At 41.4% G+C, this 24,448-nt stretch carries 16 protein-coding genes and 1 tRNA gene; 2 read left to right on the top strand and 15 right to left on the bottom strand.

From position 1 onward, the window contains the following. Positions 1–11 precede the first annotated feature (11 nt). The 10 genes from rsmB to WJP93_RS10115 are packed head-to-tail and all read right to left on the bottom strand — an operon-like array spanning position 12 to position 14,291. A complete protein-coding gene (gene rsmB, locus WJP93_RS10160; RefSeq protein ID WP_337548107.1) occupies positions 12–1,352 on the bottom strand; it encodes a 16S rRNA (cytosine(967)-C(5))-methyltransferase RsmB in 1,341 nt (446 codons plus the stop codon). Beyond that, positions 1,345–2,049 carry a zinc metallopeptidase gene (locus WJP93_RS10155; RefSeq protein WP_337548105.1) on the bottom strand — a complete coding sequence of 235 codons (705 nt, stop codon included), beginning with the start codon at positions 2,047–2,049 and terminating at the stop codon, positions 1,345–1,347. Before WJP93_RS10155 ends, rsmB begins: the two co-directional genes overlap by 8 nt. Before the next feature lie 36 nt (positions 2,050–2,085). After that, the gene (gene fmt, locus WJP93_RS10150) at positions 2,086–3,039 is read right to left on the bottom strand and encodes a methionyl-tRNA formyltransferase (protein WP_227099949.1); all 954 of its coding nucleotides are present in this window, start codon (positions 3,037–3,039) and stop codon (positions 2,086–2,088) included. A 27-nt stretch (positions 3,040–3,066) separates the two neighbouring features. Further along, positions 3,067–3,600 carry a peptide deformylase gene (def, locus tag WJP93_RS10145; RefSeq protein ID WP_066562252.1) on the bottom strand — a complete coding sequence of 178 codons (534 nt, stop codon included), beginning with the start codon at positions 3,598–3,600 and terminating at the stop codon, positions 3,067–3,069. A 34-nt stretch (positions 3,601–3,634) separates the two neighbouring features. Next, entirely contained in the window at positions 3,635–5,845 is a 2,211-nt protein-coding gene (gene priA, locus WJP93_RS10140) for a primosomal protein N' (RefSeq protein WP_337548103.1), read from the bottom strand. Positions 5,846–5,855: 10 nt separating this feature from the next. Continuing rightward, entirely contained in the window at positions 5,856–7,229 is a 1,374-nt protein-coding gene (murF, locus tag WJP93_RS10135) for a UDP-N-acetylmuramoyl-tripeptide--D-alanyl-D-alanine ligase (protein WP_337548101.1), read from the bottom strand. Then, positions 7,226–8,728, bottom strand: a complete 1,503-nt coding sequence (locus WJP93_RS10130; protein ID WP_337548100.1) for a UDP-N-acetylmuramoyl-L-alanyl-D-glutamate--2,6-diaminopimelate ligase — start codon at positions 8,726–8,728, stop codon at positions 7,226–7,228. Before WJP93_RS10130 ends, murF begins: the two co-directional genes overlap by 4 nt. A 25-nt stretch (positions 8,729–8,753) precedes the next feature. Continuing rightward, the gene (locus WJP93_RS10125) at positions 8,754–10,424 is read right to left on the bottom strand and encodes a formate--tetrahydrofolate ligase (protein ID WP_337548098.1); all 1,671 of its coding nucleotides are present in this window, start codon (positions 10,422–10,424) and stop codon (positions 8,754–8,756) included. Between the two features lie 25 nt (positions 10,425–10,449). Next, positions 10,450–13,572, bottom strand: a complete 3,123-nt coding sequence (locus WJP93_RS10120; RefSeq protein WP_337548096.1) for a DNA translocase FtsK 4TM domain-containing protein — start codon at positions 13,570–13,572, stop codon at positions 10,450–10,452. A 14-nt stretch (positions 13,573–13,586) separates the two neighbouring features. Continuing rightward, positions 13,587–14,291 (bottom strand): ATP-dependent Clp protease proteolytic subunit, encoded by a 705-nt coding sequence (locus WJP93_RS10115; protein ID WP_118613050.1) that lies wholly within the window; start codon positions 14,289–14,291, stop codon positions 13,587–13,589. A gap of 140 nt (positions 14,292–14,431) precedes the next feature. Here WJP93_RS10115 and WJP93_RS10110 point away from each other — a divergent pair. After that, positions 14,432–14,519: transfer RNA gene (locus WJP93_RS10110), tRNA-Ser, on the top strand. 230 nt (positions 14,520–14,749) lie between these two features. Here the strand turns inward: WJP93_RS10110 and WJP93_RS10105 are convergent. From WJP93_RS10105 to WJP93_RS10095, 3 genes are all read right to left on the bottom strand, one after another. Further along, positions 14,750–16,309 (bottom strand): glycoside hydrolase family 28 protein, encoded by a 1,560-nt coding sequence (locus tag WJP93_RS10105; RefSeq protein WP_262537465.1) that lies wholly within the window; start codon positions 16,307–16,309, stop codon positions 14,750–14,752. Between the two features lie 32 nt (positions 16,310–16,341). Next, complete coding sequence (locus WJP93_RS10100; RefSeq protein ID WP_118613048.1) at positions 16,342–17,058, bottom strand: hypothetical protein; 717 nt, start codon at positions 17,056–17,058, stop codon at positions 16,342–16,344. A 62-nt stretch (positions 17,059–17,120) separates the two neighbouring features. Next, entirely contained in the window at positions 17,121–17,963 is an 843-nt protein-coding gene (locus WJP93_RS10095) for a PHP domain-containing protein (RefSeq protein WP_262537461.1), read from the bottom strand. An 85-nt stretch (positions 17,964–18,048) separates the two neighbouring features. Here WJP93_RS10095 and WJP93_RS10090 point away from each other — a divergent pair, with 85 nt between their 5' ends. Then, complete coding sequence (locus WJP93_RS10090) at positions 18,049–19,455, top strand: hypothetical protein (RefSeq protein WP_337548092.1); 1,407 nt, start codon at positions 18,049–18,051, stop codon at positions 19,453–19,455. Here the strand turns inward: WJP93_RS10090 and WJP93_RS10085 are convergent. Both WJP93_RS10085 and argS read right to left on the bottom strand, forming a co-directional pair. Further along, positions 19,411–22,680 (bottom strand): DEAD/DEAH box helicase, encoded by a 3,270-nt coding sequence (locus WJP93_RS10085; protein ID WP_337548090.1) that lies wholly within the window; start codon positions 22,678–22,680, stop codon positions 19,411–19,413. The genes WJP93_RS10090 and WJP93_RS10085 overlap by 45 nt on opposite strands. Before the next feature lie 124 nt (positions 22,681–22,804). Further along, on the bottom strand, positions 22,805–24,448 hold a 1,644-nt coding region (argS, locus tag WJP93_RS10080; protein WP_337548089.1), incomplete at its 5' end, for an arginine--tRNA ligase.

The raw sequence follows: 24,448 nt of genomic DNA, 5'->3' as shown, positions 1-24,448 counted from the left end.
TCTCCTGAATATTATTTTCTGCGAAGCCGTGCAACAAAGAATCCATCACACTGATTTTGTCCTGGAAGCAGCTTAAGCATGCCGCTTGATGGATCATTGCCCTCGATTTCTTCCTTAATAAAAGGAGCCAGACTTTCAAGTTCAAATGGCATCTGTGTTAAAAGATAACGAACATTTTCCTCATTTTCTTCTGGATTTATTGTGCATGTGCTGTAAACTAAAACACCACCCGGCTTTACAAGCTTAGCTGCATTAACAAGAATCTCTCGCTGTAAGCTTACAAGCTCAGTCAGACGTTCTTGTGTCAGCTGATACTTAATATCCGGTTTTCTTGATAAAATACCAAGACCAGAGCATGGCACATCAGCCAGTACATAATCTGCTGTCTCTTTTCTTTCCTCATCAGGCACACATGCATCCCACTGCTCAATCTGCATATTATCGGCATGACAGCGCACTCTGTTTTCTTCAATCAGTTCCAATTTTTCCCATGAAATATCACGGCTTAACACTTTCGTCGTGCCGCCTTTCGCATTTGCAAGATGAATGCTTTTTCCTCCCGGCGCTGCGCACATATCAATACAAAAACTATTTTCTTGTGGTGCAACACATTGAGCTGCCAGTGCTGAGCTTATATCCTGAATCTGAATAAGACCATCCTGAAATACCTTTGTACGGCGAATATCACCTGCGTCTGTTAGTTCAAGACAATCGTCTGCATAAGGTGCTTTCGTTACAGAAATACCTTCTTTCTCTAAAGACGAAACTATTTCTTCTATGCTGTATCTTCCTGTATGACAATGCACATACATTGGATGGCCGCTCTGAGAAACAACAGATTCAAGATATGCTGTTGCCGTCTCTTTTGGATACCAGCTAAGCAGCTTATCATAAAGCCACTGCGGAACAGAATAATAGACAGATGGCTGATCGCTCCAGTCAAGTGTTGGAATGAGTACTGCCATCTTTCGCGTAACAGCATTGACAAATCCTTTTAATGACCAAAAACCCTTCTTTGCTGCAAGCTTGACAGCCTCACTGCAAACTGCATGCTCCGGAACATCCATATATTTCAGCTGATAAGCAGCCATTCTTAAAATGTTTCGAATAACTGGCTTTTGCTTAGAAGCTTTTACGGATGCTGCCTTGTCAATTATTGCATCTAGCTCAATTTTTCGCTCTACACAGCCTCGTGAAAGACGCGCGATAAAAGAACGATCCTTTTGAGGCAGATAACTATATTTATCAAGTGCCTGGCGAATCACGATATGAGAGAATTGATTCTTCTCTAACACCTCAATTAAAATTGCCAGCACAATCTCTCTCTCATTTTCTTTTTTTGTCTCAGTCATCTCTGCGTCTTCCTCCTGTTAAAATCAAAAGACGAAGCAGCTGTAAAATAGATGCTGCTGCACTAGCTACATACGTCAATGCTGCTGCTTTTAACACACGTGCCGTCTGTCCAACTTCGTCACCAATCAGTATATGCTCTTGATCAAGTAAGCGCACTGCACGTCTGGAGGCATTGATTTCTACAGGAAGCGTTACAAGCTGAAACAATACAACTAAACTAAATAACAACAGTCCGGCATTTAAAAATAGACTGCCTGTGGAACTGTTAATAAAAAGACCAATTACAATTAACGGCCATGACAAATAAGAACCAAAATTGACAACTGGAACGAGTGCGCTTCGAATAGAAAGCGGCACATAGCCTTTCGCATGCTGCATTGCATGACCACACTCATGAGCTGCAACACCAATAGCAGCTACAGTTGTTGCATTGTATACTGCATCTGAAAGACTAAGCGTTTTGTTTCGCGGATCATAATGATCTGTCAAACTGCCTGATATGTGCTGAATCTGCACATCATAAATGCCCTGTGAGTGCAAAAGCTTTTGTGCAGCCTGCGCACCTGTCAGACCACTTCTTGCATAGACAGATGAATAACGATTAAATGTTCTGTTTACTAATGCTGATGCACCTACTGAAAACAGTGCACCAATTAAAACAAGTATATAAGTAGGATCCCAGTAATAATATGGCATACACTTCACCTCCGTGATGTTATATTTTTATGCCTTTCACACCTGTGTAAATAACTCTCCCTGTGCAATTGGATAACCTCTCAGGTAAGCATCAACTGTCATGTTCTTTTTTCCCTCCGGCTGAAGCATACGAAGTGACAATGCACCATTACCAGCCTTAACAATCAGCTGATCTTTTTCACTGACAATAACAGTTCCTGGCGTAGCTGCCGCCTGACTTTCTGTAAGCGTTTCCTGACAAACTACATCACAATCCCAAATCTTAACTGTTTTTCCATGTATCTTTGTAAAGGTACCTGGCCATGAATTTAAGCCTCGAACTAATCGCTCAATACGATCAGCATCCATTGTCCAGTCAATATTTCCCATTGTTTTTTCAAGCTTAGGTGCATATGTGCTTTCTTCCTCGCACTGCGGAATACGAACTGCACTTCCATCCTCTAACTGATCAATTGTCTTCAAAAGAAGCGGACCGCCCATCATGCTAAGCTTATCGTGCAGGCTGTCTCCTGTCTCCTTAGGATCAAGTGTGACTGTGTCCTTAAGCAACATATCACCCTTATCGATCTCACGACACATATACATTGTCGTAACACCGCTTTCCTTTTCGCCATTTATAACAGCCCACTGAATCGGACCTGCACCGCGATACTTTGGAAGCAAAGATGCATGCACATTGATACAGCCATACTTTGGCATTTCACGAATCTTCTTTGTAACAAACTGGCCAAATGCGACAACTACAATTAACTCTGGCTCATAGGCACGAAGCTCATCTATAACTTCTGGCACACTCACATTTACTGGCTGCATCACAGGAATATTATGTGCAAGTGCACACTCCTTTACCGGTGAAAACTGCATATTTTTTCCTCTGCCCTTTGGTCTGTCTGGCTGTGTGACAACCGCAACAACCTCATGTCTGCTATTAATAAGACTTTGTAATACCGGAACTGCAAAATCTGGTGTTCCCATAAAAATAATTCTCAAACCAACCACTCCTTTGTCTTGATTTTCTTATTTGTGAATTTCTTCTTCAGTAAATTCCTCATAAGCATCCTCGTACAGTTCTTCTTCCTCATCCTCCGGCAAATCTTCATTATTGATCAGACCGCCCTCTGCCTTATCACTGTACAAAATACCATCAAGATGATCGCACTCATGACAAATGCATCTTGCCAGAAGACCTTCGCCCTCTAAGACGTATTCCTCTCCGCGCTCATTTAATGCCTTTACCTTTACATAATCAGGTCTTGTTACAATACCGCTCTTTCCCGGAATGCTAAGACATCCCTCATAGCCTGTCTGCTCACCGCTAACCTCTAAAATTTGTGGATTGATCAATACATGCTGATTGTCATCTGTATCCATAACAACAATGCGCTTTAATACACCGATCTGCGGAGCTGCCAAGCCTACACCGCCGCTCTCATACATTGTATCAAACATATCCTCGATTAAAATTCTTGTTCTTAAACTTACAGACTTTACTGGCTTGCATACCTTGCGAAGACACTCATCGCCCTCTGTTCTAACTGTTCTGATTCCCATATTGTACTCCTCTCTCATATCACAATAAAACGTATCAGCAGACAGTTACAAAAATAGATACTTTCTGTACAGCTGCCTGTTCTGTTATCTCTTGAATAAGCTCCATAGCCTCTAAATACGCTTTATGATCGTTACTTCTTATATAAAGATGCTTTCTCCACATATCCTTGAGCCTTGCAATTGGTGCATCTGAAGGCCCAATTATTTTAATTATATCACAAAATCTTTTATTTATCAACAACTGTACCTGCCAAATCCACTGATTAGCCAGTTTCTCATCTGCAGAAACAGCCATTACCTCGCACATCCAGCCGATTGGCGGATACTGCATCCGCCTTCTAAAACGAATTTCCTGATTATAAAATGATTCATAATCCTGATTAGCTGCTGTCTGAATGCTATAATTTTCTGGATCATATGTCTGAATTATTACATTTCCAGGCTCCATTCCACGCCCTGCACGTCCCGCTGCCTGCGTTAAAAGCTGGAATGTACGCTCGCTGCTTCGAAAATCACAATTATATAGTGACATATCAGCTGCCAAAATCCCAACCAACGTAACACCTGGAAAATCATGGCCTTTGACAATCATCTGTGTGCCGACTAAAATATCAGCCTCTCTTCTTCTAAATGAATCAAGAATCTGCTCATGACCATCCTTCTTAGAAGTCGTATCCATATCCATACGAAGCACTCGTGCAGATGGAAATTGAGCCTTAATCATCATCTCTGCTTTCTGTGTACCAAGACCAAAGCCTGCCAGATATGGTGAACCACACAAAGGACAGCTGCGCGGCATCGCTTTTGTATAACCACAATAATGGCAAACAAGCTTATCTCCTAGATGCTCTGTTAATGCAACATCACAATGCGGACATTCAATTGGTTTTCCGCATGAACGACAGCTGACTACACGAGAAAAACCTCTGCGATTTATAAACAACATCATCTGCTGCTTCTTTGCCAGGCATTCCTCCATTTTTTCACGAAGCTCTCTTGAAAAAACAGAACGGTTTCCTGACGCAAGCTCTTTTCGCATGTCCACAACCTGCACATTTGGCAGGCAGCTTCCTAATACAGCACGTTTCGTCAGACAAAACTTGCGATACTCACCTGATTCAGCTCTTGAAAATGATTCAATTGAAGGAGTCGCTGACCCAAGAAGAAGAAGAGAATTTGTTAGCTGCGCCAACTTGTCTGCTGTCTCTCTTGTGTGATAGCGAGGAATCTGCTCACTGTTATAAGCACTTTCCTGTTCTTCATCTACAATAATAAGACCCAGATTTGAAAATGGTGTGAATAGCGCTGACCGCGGTCCAACCATAATTGAAATTTCTCCATTTCTTGCTCTCTCTAACTGATCACTTCGCTCTCCGTCTGAAAGTCTTGAGTTGATCATAGAAACCTGTTCACCAAAACGGCTATAGAAATTTAAAATCACCTGATATGTCAACGAAATTTCTGGAATTAGAACAATTACCTGCTTATTCTGATGAATCATCCACTCAATCAGATGCATATACACTTCTGTTTTTCCGCTTCCAGTTATGCCATAAAGTAAGGCCGGTGTGCGCACTCCGGCCTGATAGGAAGAAATCAGCTTATCTACTATAGCTTGCTGTTCTTCATTTAACTGTTTTTTTTCTAAGCTGGCAGATTCTTTTGGCAGCACGCTTCGGTAAAAACGCTTTGTCTCAATCTGAATCAGTTTTTCTTCTTCAAGAGCTTTAATTGCATCTGATGCAATTTTTAGCTGCTGTCTGGCAAAAGCAGATGAAATATAGTCTCTGCAAAGAAGAGCCTCCATCAGACGCACGCGTCCCTTCCAGTTCTTTTTCCTTGCAAGATCAAGATAGTCTAGAAAACGTTTTTCATCTGATGTGCGCACAAGAAAGCTTACCTGCTTCGGACGTACATTTTTTCTGACTGGCATAACAACACGAAGTGACTGAATCAAATTTCCGCCATACTCCCGATACATCCAAACGGCAAGTGCAATTCTTATCTTATCTGATGAATTGTCATCTGAAATAATTTCTGTAAGTTCCTTAATCCTGTCAGGATCAATATTAGCTTTCGTACCTAATTTTAAAACAAAGCCTTTTTTTTGCGTATTCCTTCGTCCAAATGGGACAAGTACCCACATTCCAGGCTGAACCTGCCCCACAAGACTTTCTGGAATACGGTACTGAAACGGCCTGTCAAGCGACTCATGTGAAATATCAATTACTATATCTGCGTACACAAAAGCCTCCTTACTGCTCCATCAGATATTTTGTAATTTCCTTTAATCCGATTGCGTTAGATGCCTTTAAGTAAACAACATCGCCTGCTTTTAAATTCTGATTTAAGTATTCTGCAGCCTGCATCTTGTCATCAAATTCATGTATCAAATAGCTGCATTTTTTTTGTCTTGCACCATCTGCAATTGCTTTTGCTGTATCTCCGATTACGATAAGCTCATTTATAGGCTCTGATGCTATCTTTTCGCCAACCTCTCGATGATACTTTAGAGTATTTTCTCCAAGCTCACGCATTTCACTAAGAACTGCAATCTTTCTGCCAGACGTTTCAAAGCCGCCTAATACATTTACTCCTGCCACCATAGATGCCGGGCTTGCATTATATGTATCATCAATAACTTTATAATCTTTTACATCCATGATCTGTAAACGATTCTGAAAACCAGTAAATGTATAAAGAGATTTAGCTGCCAATGTCACATCTACACCATTTAAATGTGCTGCTGCAAGTGCTGCTGTCGCATTTAAAACATTGTGCTGTCCCAAAACAGACAATACAACTGGCACACGCATTTCGTTATGTACAAACGTAAATGCATAGTGGCCATTTTCCATATGAATATCCTCTGCTCTATAATCACAATACTCTTTTGTTCCGTACAAAACATAAGGATAACCTGTAGACTCTCTAAACTTATACAGCAATTCGTCGTCTCCATTTACAATCAAAAGACCCTCTTTTCCAAAGCCCTTTGAAATCGTATACTTTTCATGGCAGATTGCTTCCTGTGAGCCATAAAACTCAATATGAGCAACTCCTACATTTGTAAGAACTGCCATCTTAAGCTGCGCAATTTCACTTATAGTGCCTAGCTCTCCAGGAACATTCATTCCCAGCTCTAAAACTGCAATATCATAGTCGTTGCTCATCAAAGACATGGTGATTGGAAGACCGACAGAGCTGTTATAATTTTTCTGTGTCTTATATACCTTCTTTTCTGCTGAAAGCGCATAAGCAATCATCTCTCTTGTCGTTGTCTTTCCAACGCTTCCTGTCACGCCAATGGCAGGCACAGTAACACGGCTGCGGCAGAGCTTTCCAATCTCATGAAGAGCCAGTACAGTATCTTCCACGCGAATCCATGCGTGATTCGGATCATCCATGCTGTCATGCTCGCTTGTCAGAGTTGCCACACAGCCAACTGAAAATGCACCGTCAATAAAACGATGAGCGTCTACTTTTGCTCCAATGATCGGGATAAACAAGTCATTTCCCTGGCTGCTTCTTGAATCAATGGAAAGATGATCGATCTGCTGCTTTTCATCTCCACACAGCAATTTTCCCTTTGTTGCTTCTACAATATCTTTTATACAAATATTAATCACTTGCTGACCTTGCCTTTCTTTGTCTTTTCGATAGATTCCACAATATCTCTTTCAGAAAATGCCTCCACCTTTCCAGCGATTTCCTGTGTATCTTCATGTCCCTTCCCAACAAGTACAAGAAGATCGCCTGGCCTCATCTGGCTCATGCAGTAGCCTATAGCCTCTTTACGGTCCCGTATTACCACATAGTCGCCTGTCACACCCAAAAGTATATCAGCTAAAATTTGCTCAAATGGTTCGTCTCTGGAATTATCCTGCGTGATAATTGTCAAATCAGCTAATTCACTGCTGACGCGCCCCATCGCACTGCGTCGCACGGCACTTCTGTTTCCTCCACATCCAAACATACACAAAATTCTGTTTGGATGATATACCCGAAGTGATTCCAACAGATTTTTCAGGCTGGCTTCATTATGTGCATAGTCAATCATAATCGTTCCGCCTTGAAAATGACCCACCATTTCAAAGCGCCCCCGAACGGAAAATGTACTAAAATCCAACTGGTATGAATCATATTGCTCATCTGATGTTAATAGGCAAAAAGCAGAAAGCGCTGCTGCTGCATTGCTGACATTGCAAAGTCCCGGAAGCTTTAAGCTTATACTTCTTGCAGGCATTTTTTGCCAATGCCATAAAAAATGCTGGTATAATCCGTCTATCTCGACATCTTTTTCAATTTCAGATGCATAGCCATCTGCACAGACACTCGCTGAATACCAGCTGCACACACCATTCTTATCTGCTGCAATCTCAAATGAAAATGGATCATCTCTGTTTAAGAGTACTTTTTTGCAATTCTCAAAAAATCTTTTTTTCCAGTAGGCATACTCTAAAAAAGAGGCATGTTCATTTCCCCCAATATGATCTGGATAAATATTTGTAAAGATTCCCAAATCAAATGTAAGACCTGCTATTCGTCCCTGCTTAACTGCAAGAGAGGACACCTCTGCAATAAAATGTGTGCATCCGGCCTTAACTGCCTCTGCAATAAAGCCATATAATTCAAACAGCTCTGGTGTCGTATGACTGCTTTTTGTCACGCGATCCTTTAAAAAGAAGCCATTTGTTCCAACAGTGGCACATAACATATGATTATCTAAAAAAAGCTTCTGAAGCATCGCGCAGACCGTTGTTTTTCCCTTGGTACCAGTCACGCCGATCAACAGAAGCTTTTCCTTAGAAAAATCATAAAAATTCGATGCCAGACGCGCTTGTGTCTGCGCTGACACATCTGTTTCTATAACGCAAATATCCTTTTGAGAAGATAAAATACGCCTGCTATCTTCATCATATTTCTCACAGATAACTGCGGCCGCACCTAAAGATAGTGCCTGCCGCAGATATTGTTTTCCACTTGTATGTGTTCCAGTGCGGCAAAAAAATAAATTTCCGCACTTTATCTTTCTTGAATCTTCACAAAGCCCTGTAATCTCACAATTTTCTGGGCTTCCCTGCTGTAAATGATACTCGATTTCTTTTAAAAGTATATCTAGTTTCATTCAGCCTCCTGATTCATAATGATATTTAGAACAATCCTGTGATATGGCCGTCATCGTCCACATCAATGTTAAAAGCAGCTGGTGCCTTCGGCAGTCCTGGCATTGTCATAACATCACCTGTCAGTACAACGACAAAGCCTGCACCTGCACTTACATATACATCGCGCACGGTAATCTTGAAGTTTTCAGGTCTGCCTAATTTCTTTGCATCATCAGACAAAGAATACTGATTCTTTGCCATACATACCGGAAGCTCACCAAAACCGAGCTCTGTCAGCTTCTTTAATGCACGATTAGCTGCCGGCTGGAATACAACACCGTCTGCTCCATAAATTTCTTTTGCGATTGTAGTAATCTTATCTTTTAACGCCATCTCAAGCGGATACAGCGGATGATATTCAGACTTCTTTGTCTCAAGTGTCTTAACAACCTTATTTGCCAATTCAACACCTCCGTCACCGCCGTCTGCCCATACCTTTGACAGTGCAAACTCGCATCCTCTCTCCTCACAGAAACTGCGAATATATTCATATTCTTCCTCGGTATCTGTTAAGAAGGAATTTAAGGTAACAACAATCGGAACACCAAACTTCTGGATATTCTCAATATGCTTCTCTAAGTTTACAATACCCTTCTTTACTGCCTCAAGGTTCGGTGCTGCCAACTCATCCTTCTTTACGCCGCCATTGTATTTTAATGCCTTTACAGTTGCTACGATAACTACAGCATCCGGCTTTAGACCTGCTGCACGGCATTTGATGTCCATAAATTTCTCTGCACCAAGATCTGCACCAAAGCCTGCCTCTGTAACAGCAATATCAGATAATTTCAGCGCCATCTTAGTTGCCTTTACACTATTGCAGCCATGTGCAATATTGGCAAACGGTCCGCCATGTACAAGTGCTGGTGTATGCTCAAGTGTCTGGATTACATTTGGCTTGATGGCATCCTTTAACAATGCTGCCATTGCACCAACTGCCTTTAAGTCTGCTGCTGTAACTGGCTCTCCGTCCATATTATATGCAACAATAATCTTTCCCAGTCTTTCTTTTAAATCACGGATGTTATTGCACAGACAAAGAATTGCCATAATCTCAGATGCAACAGTAATAACAAAATGATCTTCGCGAACAACTCCGTCTGCCTTTGCACCCAATCCAACAACCACATTTCTAAGAACACGGTCGTTCATATCAATACAACGCTTCCACACAATATTTCTTGTGTCAATACGAAGTTCATTTCCCTGCTGAATGTGATTGTCAAGCATCGCTGCCAGCAAATTATTTGCAGATGTGATTGCATGGAAATCACCTGTGAAATGAAGGTTCATATCCTCCATCGGAACTACCTGAGAGTAGCCACCTCCTGCAGCACCACCCTTTACACCAAAGCACGGTCCAAGAGAAGGCTCACGCAGTGCAACAATTGCCTTCTTGCCAATCTTGTTTAATGCCTGTGTAAGTCCAATGCTGATAGTTGTCTTTCCCTCTCCTGCCGGAGTTGGGTTAATTGCAGTTACCAAAACCAGCTTTCCATCTGGTCTGTCCTTAATGCGGTTCCATAGCTCATCGGAAAGCTTTGCCTTATACTTTCCATACAATTCCATGTCATCCTCTGTAATACCAAAACCTGCTGTCACCTCGCGGATCGGCATCATCTGTGCCTCCTGTGCGATTTGGATGTCTGTCTTCATAAACGTATCCTCCCTTGTCCTGTAGTTACCTGCTCTGCAAGTACTCTTCAAACTCTTCGGCCTTCATTAAGACCTTGCGCGGTTTTGTTCCCTCATCCTTGCTGACCACTCCCGCTGCATAGAGCTGGTCCATGATGCGTGCTGCACGATTGAATCCGATTCTAAGATGGCGCTGCAGATTACCAATAGAAGCCTTTTCCTGCTCAATGATAAATCTTCCTGCTGTCTCAAACAGCTCATCCTGATCACCGCCTGGCAGGCTGCTTCCCGGCATATTTGCCTGAAGATCAATATTTGTGTTGATCTCTCCGCCTCTTACATTTTTCTGCTGAGTTAAGAAGTTTACAACCTCTGTTACCTCATCATCAGACACAAATGCGCCCTGAACACGAACTGGCTTGCTGATATAATACGGATGAAACAGCATATCGCCCTTTCCAAGGAGCTTTTCTGCTCCTGTCTCATCCAGAATAGTTCTGGAATCGATTCCGCTAGCAACACTAAAGGCAATTCTTGATGGAATATTTGCCTTGATCACACCAGTAATGACATTTACTGATGGTCGCTGTGTCGCAATAATCAGATGAATACCAGCTGCTCTGGCTTTCTGTGCTAGCTTCTGAATTGCATCCTCTACATCTGTTCCTGCTGTCATCATCAGATCTGCCAACTCATCAACAATTACGATGATCTGTGGGATTTTTTCCGGACGATCCTTGCCCGGAACATCCTCGATCTGATCAATCTGTGCATTATATCCAATGATATTCCTTGCTTTATGCTCAGCGAACTTTTTATATCGCTCCTCCATCTCATTTACTGCCCAATTTAATGCAGCAGCAGCCTTCTTCGGGTCTGTTACAACCGGAATAAGAAGATGTGGAATACCATTATAAACACTAAGCTCAACCACTTTCGGATCAATCATAATTAATTTTACCTCAGAAGGTCTTGCTTTGTAAAGGATACTCATAATAATTGTATTGATGCAGACTGATTTTCCTGAACCGGTCTGACCGGCAATCAAAAGATGCGGCATCTTTTCGATATCGGCAACGACAGTTTTTCCCGCAATATCCTTTCCTGCGGCAAAAATAGTCTTCGACTTTGCTTTTGTAAATTCATCACTTTCCAGAAGATCACGAAATGCAACCATCTGTTTTTCCTTGTTTGGCACTTCAATACCAATCGCTGCCTTTCCTGGAATTGGTGCCTCAATACGAATATCTTCTGCGGCAAGATTAAGCTTAATATCATCAGCCAGATTAACAATCTTGCTGACCTTTACGCCCTGCTCTGGCTGTAACTCATAACGTGTAACACTCGGTCCTCTGCTAATATTTGTAATCGTAACACCTACACCAAAATCCTGCAGTGTACGCTTTAGCTTATCTGCCGTCTCCTGCATACTTCTAGCAAGCTCTTCGCGCCCCTTGCCTGATGCAGTTCCCGGTGTAAGAAGATCTGTTGACGGAAAGATATATTCTTTTGGCTCCTCATATGCGATCGGAACAACCTTTTCATCGTACTGATCTAGTCTTTCCTTAATTTTCACCGAATCCTTCGGACGCTTATTTTCTCCTGGAAGACCATCAAGCTCGACTGTTATCACCTTTCCAGTTGCAGTACGAACTGTTTTTGTATATACAGACTCATCCTCATCATGCTTCCCTGTATTTTTTGTATCACGCATAAGCATTCGATAGTCCACCGACTCATCTCCTGCTGCCGATGCCCCTGAAATATCTTCTTCTGTTTCATCTGCAGCATCTGTCAAGACAGTATCGGATGACACATTTTCGGATGAGACATTTTCAAATGATGCATTTTCAGATGACGTATTCTCGGATGACTCAGTATCTGAAGATGATTCCATTGCCTTATTTATAATATTTTCTGAAATATCGTCAAACTCCAGATCATCTTCTTCGTTTACTTCATCATCAGTCTCAAGCACCCAGCCATCATCATGTTTTTGCGGCTCTTCTTCTAAAATATTGCTTGTATCAAGGCGAAGCGGTGTCGTAATTTCCTCACCTTCAATAAACATGCTTGGCTGTGTGACCTTATTTGTATCTTCTGCTGACTTTTGCTCTTCCTTTCCAAGAACAACCTCTTTCATGCTGCGGTCTTCTTCTTCAAGCTCTGTATTTGTACGCAGTTCGCGCTTTCCCTGTGAGCCTTGTTCCTTTAACAGCTCACGATTCAATGCTTCCTGCCTTTTACTTTCTTCCAGCTGAATATTTACAAATTCACGATTGATATTTTTCTTTTCGAGAATTTCCTGTCTTTGCTTTTGTAAATTTTCCAGACGCATCCGCTGCATCTTGAGCTGCTCATTTTCTTCCTGCTCTCTGTGCAAACGCTTTTCCTGTGCACGAATCTTACGTCTTCCCTGCTGAAGCTTATGATGGGAAGAAACTGCACGATAAGCATTTTTCGAGTTTTGCTGCAGCTGTGTAACTACAGAATGGCCGAAAAACAATACTACACTGATAAAAAGGCATGCAATCATAATGACAAATGATCCAATGATTCCAAATGCACTATATAAAACGCCAAACAAAGTGTGGCCAACAAGACCTCCTCCTACTGTAAAGATGTTTGATGTTTCATAGACAATTGATAAAATTGTTTCAATTGACAAAAACAGCAAGATACTCGCTGTCACCTTCTGAATCAATCCGCTGTTATGCCAGTTACTTATTATAAAACATGGCAAAAGAAATAAAATAAGCGGCATACAATAAGCCATTACGCCAAACCATCTAAAATTATATGTATGCAGAAGCTGCATCAGACCTCCGCCTGTAAAAAAACAGCTCAACTGCAAAATTACACAGAACACAAATACTGCAATAACTGCAATATCTTTTAAAATTGTGTAATCTACCTGAACCTGATTCTTTGAATGGTTCTTTTTTCGCTTCGCGGAAGATGAATACCCCTTTGCCGCTGTAGTTTTTTTATTTGTCTTTACTGCCGTAGTTGTTCGCGATGACCTTGCTGCGGCTGGCTTTGATGACGATGCTTTCTTTGTCTTCGGTGCCCTGCCTGCTGCGGCTGACTGTGTTTTCTTTGCCGTTGTGCTGGTTCTTGGAGCTGTCGTTTTCGCTGTGCCTGCCGGCTTTTTTTGTGCTGCAGCCATGATTCCCCTTCCTTTCATTTTTCTATAACCGTTTTAGTATAACACACATGTTTGTTTTTTTCAATCAGTTCATGAAGTTTTGCAATCGCTTCTTTTATTGTACCAACTTCATGAATCAAACCTTCCTTTACAGCTTCCTCTCCCACAAGAATTGAGCCCACATCTCTTGTCAATGTTTTTGTATCCATCATAAGTTCCAAAAGCCTCTTTTCTGAAATTTTACAATGACTCGTCACAAATCCAGTAATCCTATCCTGTATGCGCTTAAAGTAATCATAGCTCTGACGCACACCGATAATCATTCCATTTAATCTGACTGGATGAATCATCATCGTGGCTGTCGGCACAATAAATGAATAATCAGACGATACTGCTAACGGCACACCGATTGAATGACTTCCGCCAAGCACAAGCGTTACGCTTGGAATTGACATACCTGCAATCATCTCTGCTATTGCCAGACCTGCCTCCACATCACCGCCTACTGTATGAATTAAAATCAAAAGTCCATCCACCTCACAGCTATCCTCAATCTGAGCAAGCTGCGGCAGCACATGCTCATACTTTGTCGTTTTTAAGTTTGATGCTAGACATTCATGACCTTCAATTTCTCCGATAATATTTAGCAGAAAAATTTTATGTTTCTCTTTATTTTCATCTAGTATCAATTCTCCACTCTCACGAATTTGCTCCTGCTGCTTTGTCAGTTTGTCCTGCATGCTTTCACCTCCTGCTTTGATATAGAAAGTATCTTACAAAAAGACGAATTTATACAAAATTCAAGTCATAAAAATCTGCTTGACAAACAACCCTTTTTTATTGTAAACTAACAGATAGTGCAGATGCTAATCTGCTAGTTGGAGCGATATCGAAGTGGTCATAACGAGCCGCACTCGAAATGCGGTTGTCCGTTTCCGGGCACGTGGGTTCAAATCCCACTCGCTCCGCTTTTTGTTAATATCCGCATAATTACTGGAATGTTCGAGAATCCGCTTAAAATAAGGGGTTTCGGGCATTTTTTATTATATATAGATGTTTGATATTTTATATTCTATTTTATCATTTCAGCCATCTATATGACACGAAATATGACACGACATGACACAGATTTAGATGAATATAAAAATACCCCCGGTGCTTGCAGCACCAGGGGCACGTAAAAACATCTTTGTCAGAATTAATCCTGCTCTTCTTCTACATTTTCAACACCGCTAAGGCAAAGTCTCTCGCCATCCTGACCATCTATTGAAACATTATGAAGTATCAGATTTTTAACATTTCCAATCACAAGTCCAAGTCTGCTTGCCGGCTCGCATCCCATCATCATGGCTGCAACGCCTGTCTGTGCCTCTTTTGCATATGTGATAGAAACATTATCAAATACAAGACGCTCTATCTTCTGCTCTGGAAGACCATAGATGTACGCACCACAATAATGTGCATTGCGGCAGACAATATTGCGAAACTCAATAGATTCAATCTTTGGTGTACGTTCATCAACTGGAAGCGCCTCTTTTGTTCCAACATACTCTGTACGGCCATCTGGGTCGCAGAAATAAAAGCTGTTTACTACAAACGGTGCCTTTACACCTTCTAACTCAAGATCTTCAAATACAATTCCTTTTAATACAGAATCTTTTCCGCGTCCGCGTCTTGTTTTTACACGAAGACCTCTGTCTGTGTTTGAGAAACGACACTTTGAAATATGAATATCATCAACACCTGCCGCAATCTCACTTCCTACCGTGACTGCGCCATGACCATCCTGCATCCAGGACTGACGAATATGGATATGCTTTGACGGAACCTTAAATTTCTTGCCCATATAAATCTTTCCTGATTTAATTGCAATACAATCATCACCTACAGAGAAATGAACGCCTGCAATCTCAACATTTGTACAGGACTCTGGATCACAGCCATCTGTATTATGCGAATTTGCCGGTCCCTTTACTTCCATATCTAAGAAGCGAATCTGATTTGAAAAATATGGATGCAGATTCCATGCCGGTGAATTTTGTACTGTAACACCTACAACAGTAATATTTTCACAATGATTTAGAAAAATCATTCTTGGTCTCCAGGCACGAATCTTGTCCTTTGGACGGCTCCACCAATTCTCAAAATCAGCGCGGCCATCAAGAACACCCTTACCGCAGATAGTAACATTTTTTACATGGATTCCTGTAATCATTGATGCAAAGCTGTCAATAGGATTTCCCTCCCAGCTTCCAAGATTATAGTATCCATCCTCGTTGTCATACTCAATCTGTCCTGGAAGAATCGGTGTACGCGCACGGTCATAAATACCTGCTAACACTGCATTTTCCTGCAGCTCCAGAATCATATCACTCTTTAAAAACAGCGCTGTTACAGGATAAGTGCCCTTTGGAATCAAAACTCTTGCATTCTTAGGGCAACAAAGAATAGCTGCCTGAATTGCGCTTGTGTCGTCATGAACACCATCACCAAATGCGCCAAAATCTCTGACGTTTAATGTGATTGGTTCCGGCTCGGTATGAAATGTAACTGTTTCAGAGGCTTCATTTGCACGCACCAGCATAATCTCATAATCAGTATCTGGAAGCAGCCCATCGATTGTCTGAATCATTCTGTGGAAAACACCCTTTAAGCGACCATTTACCCAAATTTCGTAGCTCGCAGTTTCGTAAATTGCATCCTCATCTAACTCAATTGTCACATGTCGGGATGAGCAAAATAATATATGAAAATTCATGATATACTCCTTTAAATGTAATTACAGTTTCGTTATGCCTCTAATTTCTGCTTTGCCATCTCCATCAGCACCATTGCAGCCTCAAGCTGATCATTATTGCGCTCATGACGGCAAATCACACGATACCATTCTAAAAGTAACCCCTGATATTTATAAGGAAGTAAAATTTTCTGACTGCATGCCTCATAAGCGGCTGCCACAATCAAAATTCTCTGCAGTGCATCAAGTGTAGCAAAATTTTCTCTAAGCACAGAAAATGTCTCTTTGAAAAGATCGGTGATCTGAGCCTGATACTCAAAAACACCCTCTTTCATTGCCTTTTTAATCTGTGTCAAACCATACAGATACCAGCCATCACGCTGCGTTTTCTCTACCTGACACAGTTGGCGATAAATATTCTCGTAATACTGGAGTGTACCATATTTAGTCTCATACTCTGTAAAGAAACTAAGTTCGTAGAACACCTGCTGACCTGTCAAGTGAACATCTTTACTATTTTCGCTACAATATTTCGCAGTCAGCTCTTCGCGAATTTTATTTAATGATTCGCGTCTTTCCGGATTTCGCTCAACAGCCCACAACCAAACACTGGCATATTCTACATTTGTCTGCTCGCTGCTTATTGCACCAAGCCGATCTGCAGCTGCACTTAAGCCAAGCTGCTCGTAAACACGCAGAAGTGCCTTTGCACTGAGCGCATCCACCTCCTTTATTTCGTAGATCCAATTCTGGATTTCTTCCTGTATCATGGTAAATCCCCTTTCTTACTGGACATCAATTCCTGTTTATGTTATTATTATAAAATAAGCATTTATGCAAGCAGCCAATTTGCAAATGCATCCGGTACATAAAGATTTCCCAGTCCTGTCCCAAGCTGAATATCTGGCTTAGGAGTTCCATGGTAATCTGAACCTCCGGTCATGTGAAGCTCATTTTTTACGGCAAGTGTACGAAGTTCCCGCTCCTGCGCATTTGTATAGGTAGAGTAGACAACCTCGATTCCTTCTAATCCACATTCCTTTAAGTCCTTTATGACCTTATCTAATACGGTCAGACTAAGACGATACTGCGGTGGATGTGCCAAAACTGGATGTCCTCCTGCCTCACGAATACAGGTAATTGCCTCTTTTGCAGTTACCCCTTCTTTCGGAATGTAGCACGGCTTTCCATCTCCAAGGTAGCGGTCAAATGCCTCTTTTACAGAGGATACGATACCCTTTTCGTAAAGATATTGTGCAAAATGAGCTCTCGTGATTACAGATCGGTCAAAACGAGCATAAAATTCGTCCTTGTCAATATTGCAAACGTTTTCGCTGATTAGACGCAGCATTTTCTCGTTTCTTTCTTGACGAAGCGCACCATATTGCTCCAACTTTTTTAAAAATTGTACATCTGTCTCATCAACACCAAGACCAAGAATGTGAAATTCCTTCACAACATTTCCAAGATCATATAGACTGGAAATCTCAATTCCTGGAATTAATGTAATAGACAGATCTTCTGCTACCTTCTTTGCCTCCTTGATACCACTTACAGTATCATGATCTGTCAATGCAATTGCCGAAAGCTTTTTCTCATATGCAAGTTCCATCAGCTCAGACGGTGTAAGAGAGCCATCTGAACAGCAGGAATGCGTGTGTAGGTCAACTGCCATAGTTCCTCCTTCGTTTTAAGTGAGTTGGATGTTCTTATTATAGCATTAAATGCTTCCATCATGCAATAGAAAGGTCAGGTTTTCCATGTTAAAGCATACGACAAAATTTACCTCTTTACTTCTTGCAGCCGGAACTTGTTTTTCCGGCACAATCTGTACATTTGCTGAAAGCACAAGTTCTGCTGACGCTGCAAATGCTACAGAAGTTTTTTCTACACCACTGTATACATCCGGTCTGTATAGTACAGATGAACAACCAGAGGGCGTCAAGGTGACACACAATATCTGTCTGGATTACGACAATAATCTGATGAAAGACAACTATCTGATTCAAAATGAATCCGATACCGATGTTTCGTTTGACATTCTGATTCCACAGATTGCATCATTGGCATCAGAACCAGAAAAGCTGTATAACTTCTATGCACATGCATACGATACAACAGACAGCGATGCACTTAAATTGCTTGATCTGTTTGCAGATACTGATACTGCTTCCTTTGAGGAATCGTCATACTATTCTCCTTTATTTTCAGCAAACGGACTTGGTGAAAGTACTCTGACACTTGACGAACTGTATCAGGGTCAGATTTACAATACTGCAATCCCAGAGGATAAGGGTGTCCTCTATCACCTGTCAAGACCTCTCACTGATTCTGTACTTGATGAAAAAGTATGTCTGTCTATCTCAGGGCTTAGTGACAGCTGCCATATTTATCCGCTCGGCTGCAGCTATTCCACAACAGATAATGGCTATGAGCTTTCTATTAGTGAAAATTTCTTTGACTGCTATGTTTTCCTGACTGGAAAAGAAAATACTGATTTCACTGTTTCACTAATTGAGAATGAAAATGCTAAGACCGATGCCGAGAAATTCTCAATGGACGATGAATCCTCTGATCTGAAATCCTACCTTGAATTTTGCTGTGACTGGTATCTGGATCAAAATAAAGACAACACACAGGCAACACCAGAGCTTCTTCTTTCCAATCTGGCTGACTACTTTAATCGAAGCTCAGTAACAGTTTCTATCGATCTGCTTCCGACAATTGACTGGCTGACCCAGCAGAAGCGTTTCCTCGTTCATCAGTATACTGTCACCGTTCCGGCAGGATCTTCTGCATTTGCATGGACTGAGCGTGAAACTGAACTTTCCAAAAAAGAAGTCACATTAAGCGCACAGCTTTCAAAAGATACTGCATCATATGCAAAAGTTTTGGATACTGTAACTGTATCTCTTCCAGATGGCTATTCATCATTGATTGTCAGAAATGCAGAGAGCAAAAAACTCTCTGATGCAGGATCAAGCGGCGATAACAATTTGGTCACGTATTCCATTAAATCATATAAGGGTGACACCTACAGCGTTGCCCTGTTTAAGACTCCGATGTGGAATGCCACCCTTAAATATATGCCTATTTTTATTGTTATTATGGCAGTATTTATGTTACTTTGCCTGATTAGCTACCTCTCCCGTAGAAAGAAGAGCTAACAGCTCATCCTTAGACATCGACGCAATAGCTCCGAAGTCCATGGAAAGAATATCGTCTGATAATGCTTTCTTGGACTCCTGGAGCTTTATTATTCCCTCCTCGAGAGAGTCCTTTGCGATCAAACGGTACACCGTTACTGTGTTTTTCTGTCCAATTCTGTGTGCACGGTCAGTTGCCTGATTCTGTGCTGCCACATTCCACCACGGATCGTAGTGAATTACAATATCTGCCGCCGTTAAGTTTAATCCCGTGCCGCCGGCTTTTAGTGAAATCAAAAATACAGGTGTATCGTCATTCTGGAACTCATCAACAAGGCGCTGACGCTCCTGCTTATCTGTATTTCCTGTCAGACAATAATACTTTGTATTTTGCTCAGCTAAGCGCTCACGAATCAGATCTAACATTGATGTAAACTGAGAGAACAATAATACCTTATGTTTTCCCTTTACAGCACGCTGCACAAGCTCCATACATGCCTCAAGCTTAGCAGAGCTTCCCTGATAATCATCGTAACAAAGCGCTGGATGACAACAAATTTGACGAAGCTTTGTCAGCTGACTCAAGATAAATATCTTGTTCTTCTCATAATATGCACTGTCGATACCCTGCAGCTGATCAACAAGCTGCTTATGAGCAGCAAGATACAGCTTTCTTTGCTCATCTTCCATTCCAGAATAAATAGTCTTTTCATCCTTTTCAGGAAGGTCTGAAAGCACCTGAGACTTTGATCTTCGAAGCAAAAATGGTGCTGTCATTTTTCGCAGGCGATTTCTCGCCGCTGCATCCTCATTTTTCATGATCGGCATCTCAAATTGTTTTCTAAAACGTGTATAGCTGTACAGATAACCTGGCATCAGATAGTCGAAAATACTCCATAGCTCACTTAAACTATTTTCAATCGGAGTTCCCGTAAGAGCAAGACGATATGCTGCATTTATCTGCTTAACAGCCTTTGCATTCATTGTCATATGGTTTTTGATATACTGTGCCTCATCAAGAATCTGATAGAAAAATTTACAGCCTTCATAGATCTCAAGATCTCGGCGAAGAAGGTCGTATGACGTAATCAAAACATCATACGATGTATATTGCTCAATTAGTTCTTTTCTCTCTTTTGCATTTCCAGCCACAACCTGAATGCGCAAGTTTGATGCAAATAATTCCAGCTCATGCTGCCAGTTATAAATAAGCGATGCCGGACAGACAATAATTGAGCTTCCCTTTCCCTGATCAGATACTAGCAGTGTAATCGTCTGCAAAGTTTTTCCAAGACCCATATCATCTGCCAATATTCCATTAAAATGGTAATCCTGCAGCATTTTAAGCCAACGATATCCATAGATCTGATACTCACGAAGCGTTGCTCCAATAGTTTCTGGAACTGGATACATTTCCAGCTCAGTGCGTTTCATGCGCTCTGCCATGTCGCGAATTTCCTTGCCTGGCTGATAATCAATGCCCTGCATAGACGCAAGCATCTCATCTGCAAATAAGAAGCGATACCCTGGAAGACTCACTGGCCTGTCAACTGCTTCACGGGCATCAATATCCATCACATCCTCAAACTCTGCCAGCTTATCAGCAAACTCATCACTTAGCTTTAAGATTCTGCCATCCTCAAGGCGATGATAATGCTGTTTTTCATGGTAAGCCCTAAGCACATCCTTTAACTGCTTTTCACTTAACTCATCACTCTCAAAGCCAAGCTCCAAAAAATGATCCATAAAGCGCATACCGGCCTTGATCTGAGGTGCCTCATCAAAATGAAGATCAGCCAGACCATCTTCTAGCACAACACTTCCAAATGAATATAGCTGCGGCAGGCAAAACTCCAAAAAGCGTCCAATATCATCTCCATTTTCGATAATATAGCGCTCGCAATCTTCCTGACCATTTTCTTCATCTTTTTCCATGCTTGGAAGATATCTTTCAAGAAGATCTTTTAATGCCTGCTCCTTTTCCACATCACGCACAAGGTTCATATCTGACTTTTCACCAAGATGAACTATTCTTTTGCCATAGCGTGTCTCCATCTTCAGCTCAAGAATATCCCACAAATTTATGGTAAATTTCACCTGAAGCATTGGCGGAACAAATTCCTCCAACGACAAGTCGCGGCATTCCAAATTAATATTTTCCTGAATCTCCGGAAGCACATAATGAATAAATGACGGAAAATCACTATTGTTAATATCCATATATCCGCTTCCCGGATAAGCAACCTGCAGCAGATTTCTGTAGAAAATCCTAAGAGCGCGGCTGTAATACTCATCACAAATATAAACTGTATCTTCTCCAAAAAGATAGATATGGCGATTTCCCTCTGCTAACTTCCACTTATCTGGAAGCCACAGTCTTGCGCCATCCTTTCCCTTTTTCTCTAATATCAGTTTTACCTGCGGATTTTCCTTTACAACATGAACCATACGGCTCTTGCCATCCTCGATTAGTTCAAGCTCTCTGCCGCAAAATGCTTTCATATACAAATCGGCAAAGCCTTCCTCAAGCTCAACATTTGAAATTTTCCTATCAAATGTATATTTTTCTTGCTGAGACCAATGATTCAAATAGGAATCAATCTGCAGACAAATGACCTGAATCAATGCTGCCGAATCAGAATCATAAGAATATTCACAGTTTGGATACGAAAGCTGCTTACCAAAAGAAATGTCCTCACCTTTTTGATAGCTCTGTTTAAAGGCAGTCAGATCGCGAATAGGATAAAGATGACGTGTTCCGGCAAAAAATTCCAGCCCGATTTTCTTTCCCTCTGTCACAAACTTTGGTACTACTTTTACATCTGAAATATTGGATTTTTGATACTGCAGCGTATAACGCTTCTCGTATGCCTGAATCATACTTATGCAGGCAGCTGAGGTATGAACACTTGATACAAGCTCTCCCTCACAAAAATATTGCAAAACTGCCGCAATCTCATGACGGCAAAGTTTTCCCGGTGTATGATACTCGCCGCAGGAACATGAAGATTCCTCTATATCAAAGTCTCCCCAATTTCCATCAGCTGCAAGACCTGTTGATTGTATTGTCACCTCTACATCATAGCGTCTGCTTAAATCTCTAACCGTTGCCTGTATCTGTGTTCTTCCATGTGCCTCCTCAGCGCTTGACAAAGCTGCCTGTCCGCGCTGATGAAGGGCACGTCCTTTCTGATATTCCAAAGAGTTTACCGCATACTGCTGCAGCATTTCGTAGGTTTTCTCCATACTTCTCCCCATATACACTAAAGGTTTTTATTTTATAAAACAGTTTCTTTCGTTCAGCCACTTCAAAAAATCCTCATGCAAGCATGGGATTTTTCGAATTTGTCTGAACGCGTGAACTGTTGCATCACATCTTCTCTGGTGCACTAAATCCTAACAGTTCAATGCAGGTCTCCAGAATATCTTTGCAATAAGAAATCAGAGCAATGTAACCATTCTTCTTATCCTGATCTTCTTCTGCCAAAATCTTTGTCTCATGATAGAAACGATTGAAATCATTTGCTAAATCATAAATATATGCACACAGCTTATGTGGTGCATACTCAGCACTTGCCTGTGCAAATACATCTGAAAATCTTGTCATATCAAGCATAAGTGCCTTCTGTGCGGCACCGTTCGGCACAGTGATTGCAGTTGGAATCTCCTGACCAAACTTCTTTAATATAGATTTGATTCTTACGATGGTATACAGAATGTACGGACCTGTATTTCCCTCGAAAGAAGTGAAACGATCTACATCAAAGACATAATCCTTTGATGCCTGATTAGACAAATCACCATACTTAATTGCAGAAAGACCAATGATCTTTGCATTCTCACGTGCTGTCTCTTCATCCTCATCGCGGCTTGCCATGATTTTATCATAAACTGCATCGTTAATATCACGAATCAGGTGCTCAAGACGCATAACACCGCCCTGTCTTGTCTTAAACGGCTTTCCATCCTTTCCGTTCATAGTTCCAAAGCCTAAAAACTGAAGTTTTGTATCTTCTGGAACAAGCTCTGCCAATCTGGATACGCGGAATACCTGTGTAAAATGCATCTCTTGACGCTTATCAACAACATAAATAATGCGGTTTGGCTTAAACAGCTTTTCTCTTTCTACGATAGTAGCAAGATCTGTTGTCTGGTAAAGGCTTGCACCATCTGACTTTAAGATAATACACGGCGGAACTTCCTTTGTATCCTCCGGCTTTGCAACGTCAACAACAAGTGCACCATTTGAAATATAAGCCAATCCCTTATCCTTTAACATCTGAACCATGTCCGGAATATACGGCTGCGCATCACTCTCTTTCTTCCACAGATCAAAATGAACGTCTAGCTTGCTGTAGTTCTTCTGAAGATCTTCGATAGAAACCTTCAAAATGTGATTCCAAATCGCAGTGTAGCCGCGATCCTTATTCTGCAGCATAACAGTTGCATCATGTGCACGCTTTGCAAACTCCTCATCTATCTTTGCCTTACCGCTTGCGCACGGATAGATTTCCTCTAACTCAGAGATTGTAAATGGCGCTTCCTCAGGATATTCACCAGTATATTCATGATCAAAATAAACAAGATCTGGCTTTCTCTCCTTTAACTCAGTAATAATCAGACCCATCTGAAGGCCCCAGTCACCAAGATGCGCATCACCAATAACTTCATTTCCTGCATAACGAAGGATTCTCTTTACGCTCTCTCCGATAATTGCAGAACGCAGATGACCAACATGAAGCGGCTTTGCTACATTTGGTCCGCCGTAGTCAATTACAATCTTCTCTGGTGTTGACAGCTCAATTCCATGCTTCTTACTTGTCTTCATCTGATTAATATAAGATGCCAAGTATTCATTATCAAGATTGAAATTTAAAAATCCTGGCTTTACAGATGCTACATCCTTTACTACCTTTGAAGACTGCAGCTTCTCTGCCACCTCATCTGCTATCATAAAAGGAGCTTTGTGATATTTCTTTGCACCAGCCATTGCGCCATTACACTGATATTCACA

It is taken from the genome of Anthropogastromicrobium sp. (assembly GCF_037349415.1).
In the GTDB taxonomy this organism is placed as follows: Bacteria; Bacillota; Clostridia; order Lachnospirales; family Lachnospiraceae; genus Anthropogastromicrobium; species Anthropogastromicrobium aceti.
Note: the sequence above shows the minus strand (reverse complement) of the source record. Positions and strands in the feature narration are given on the sequence as shown.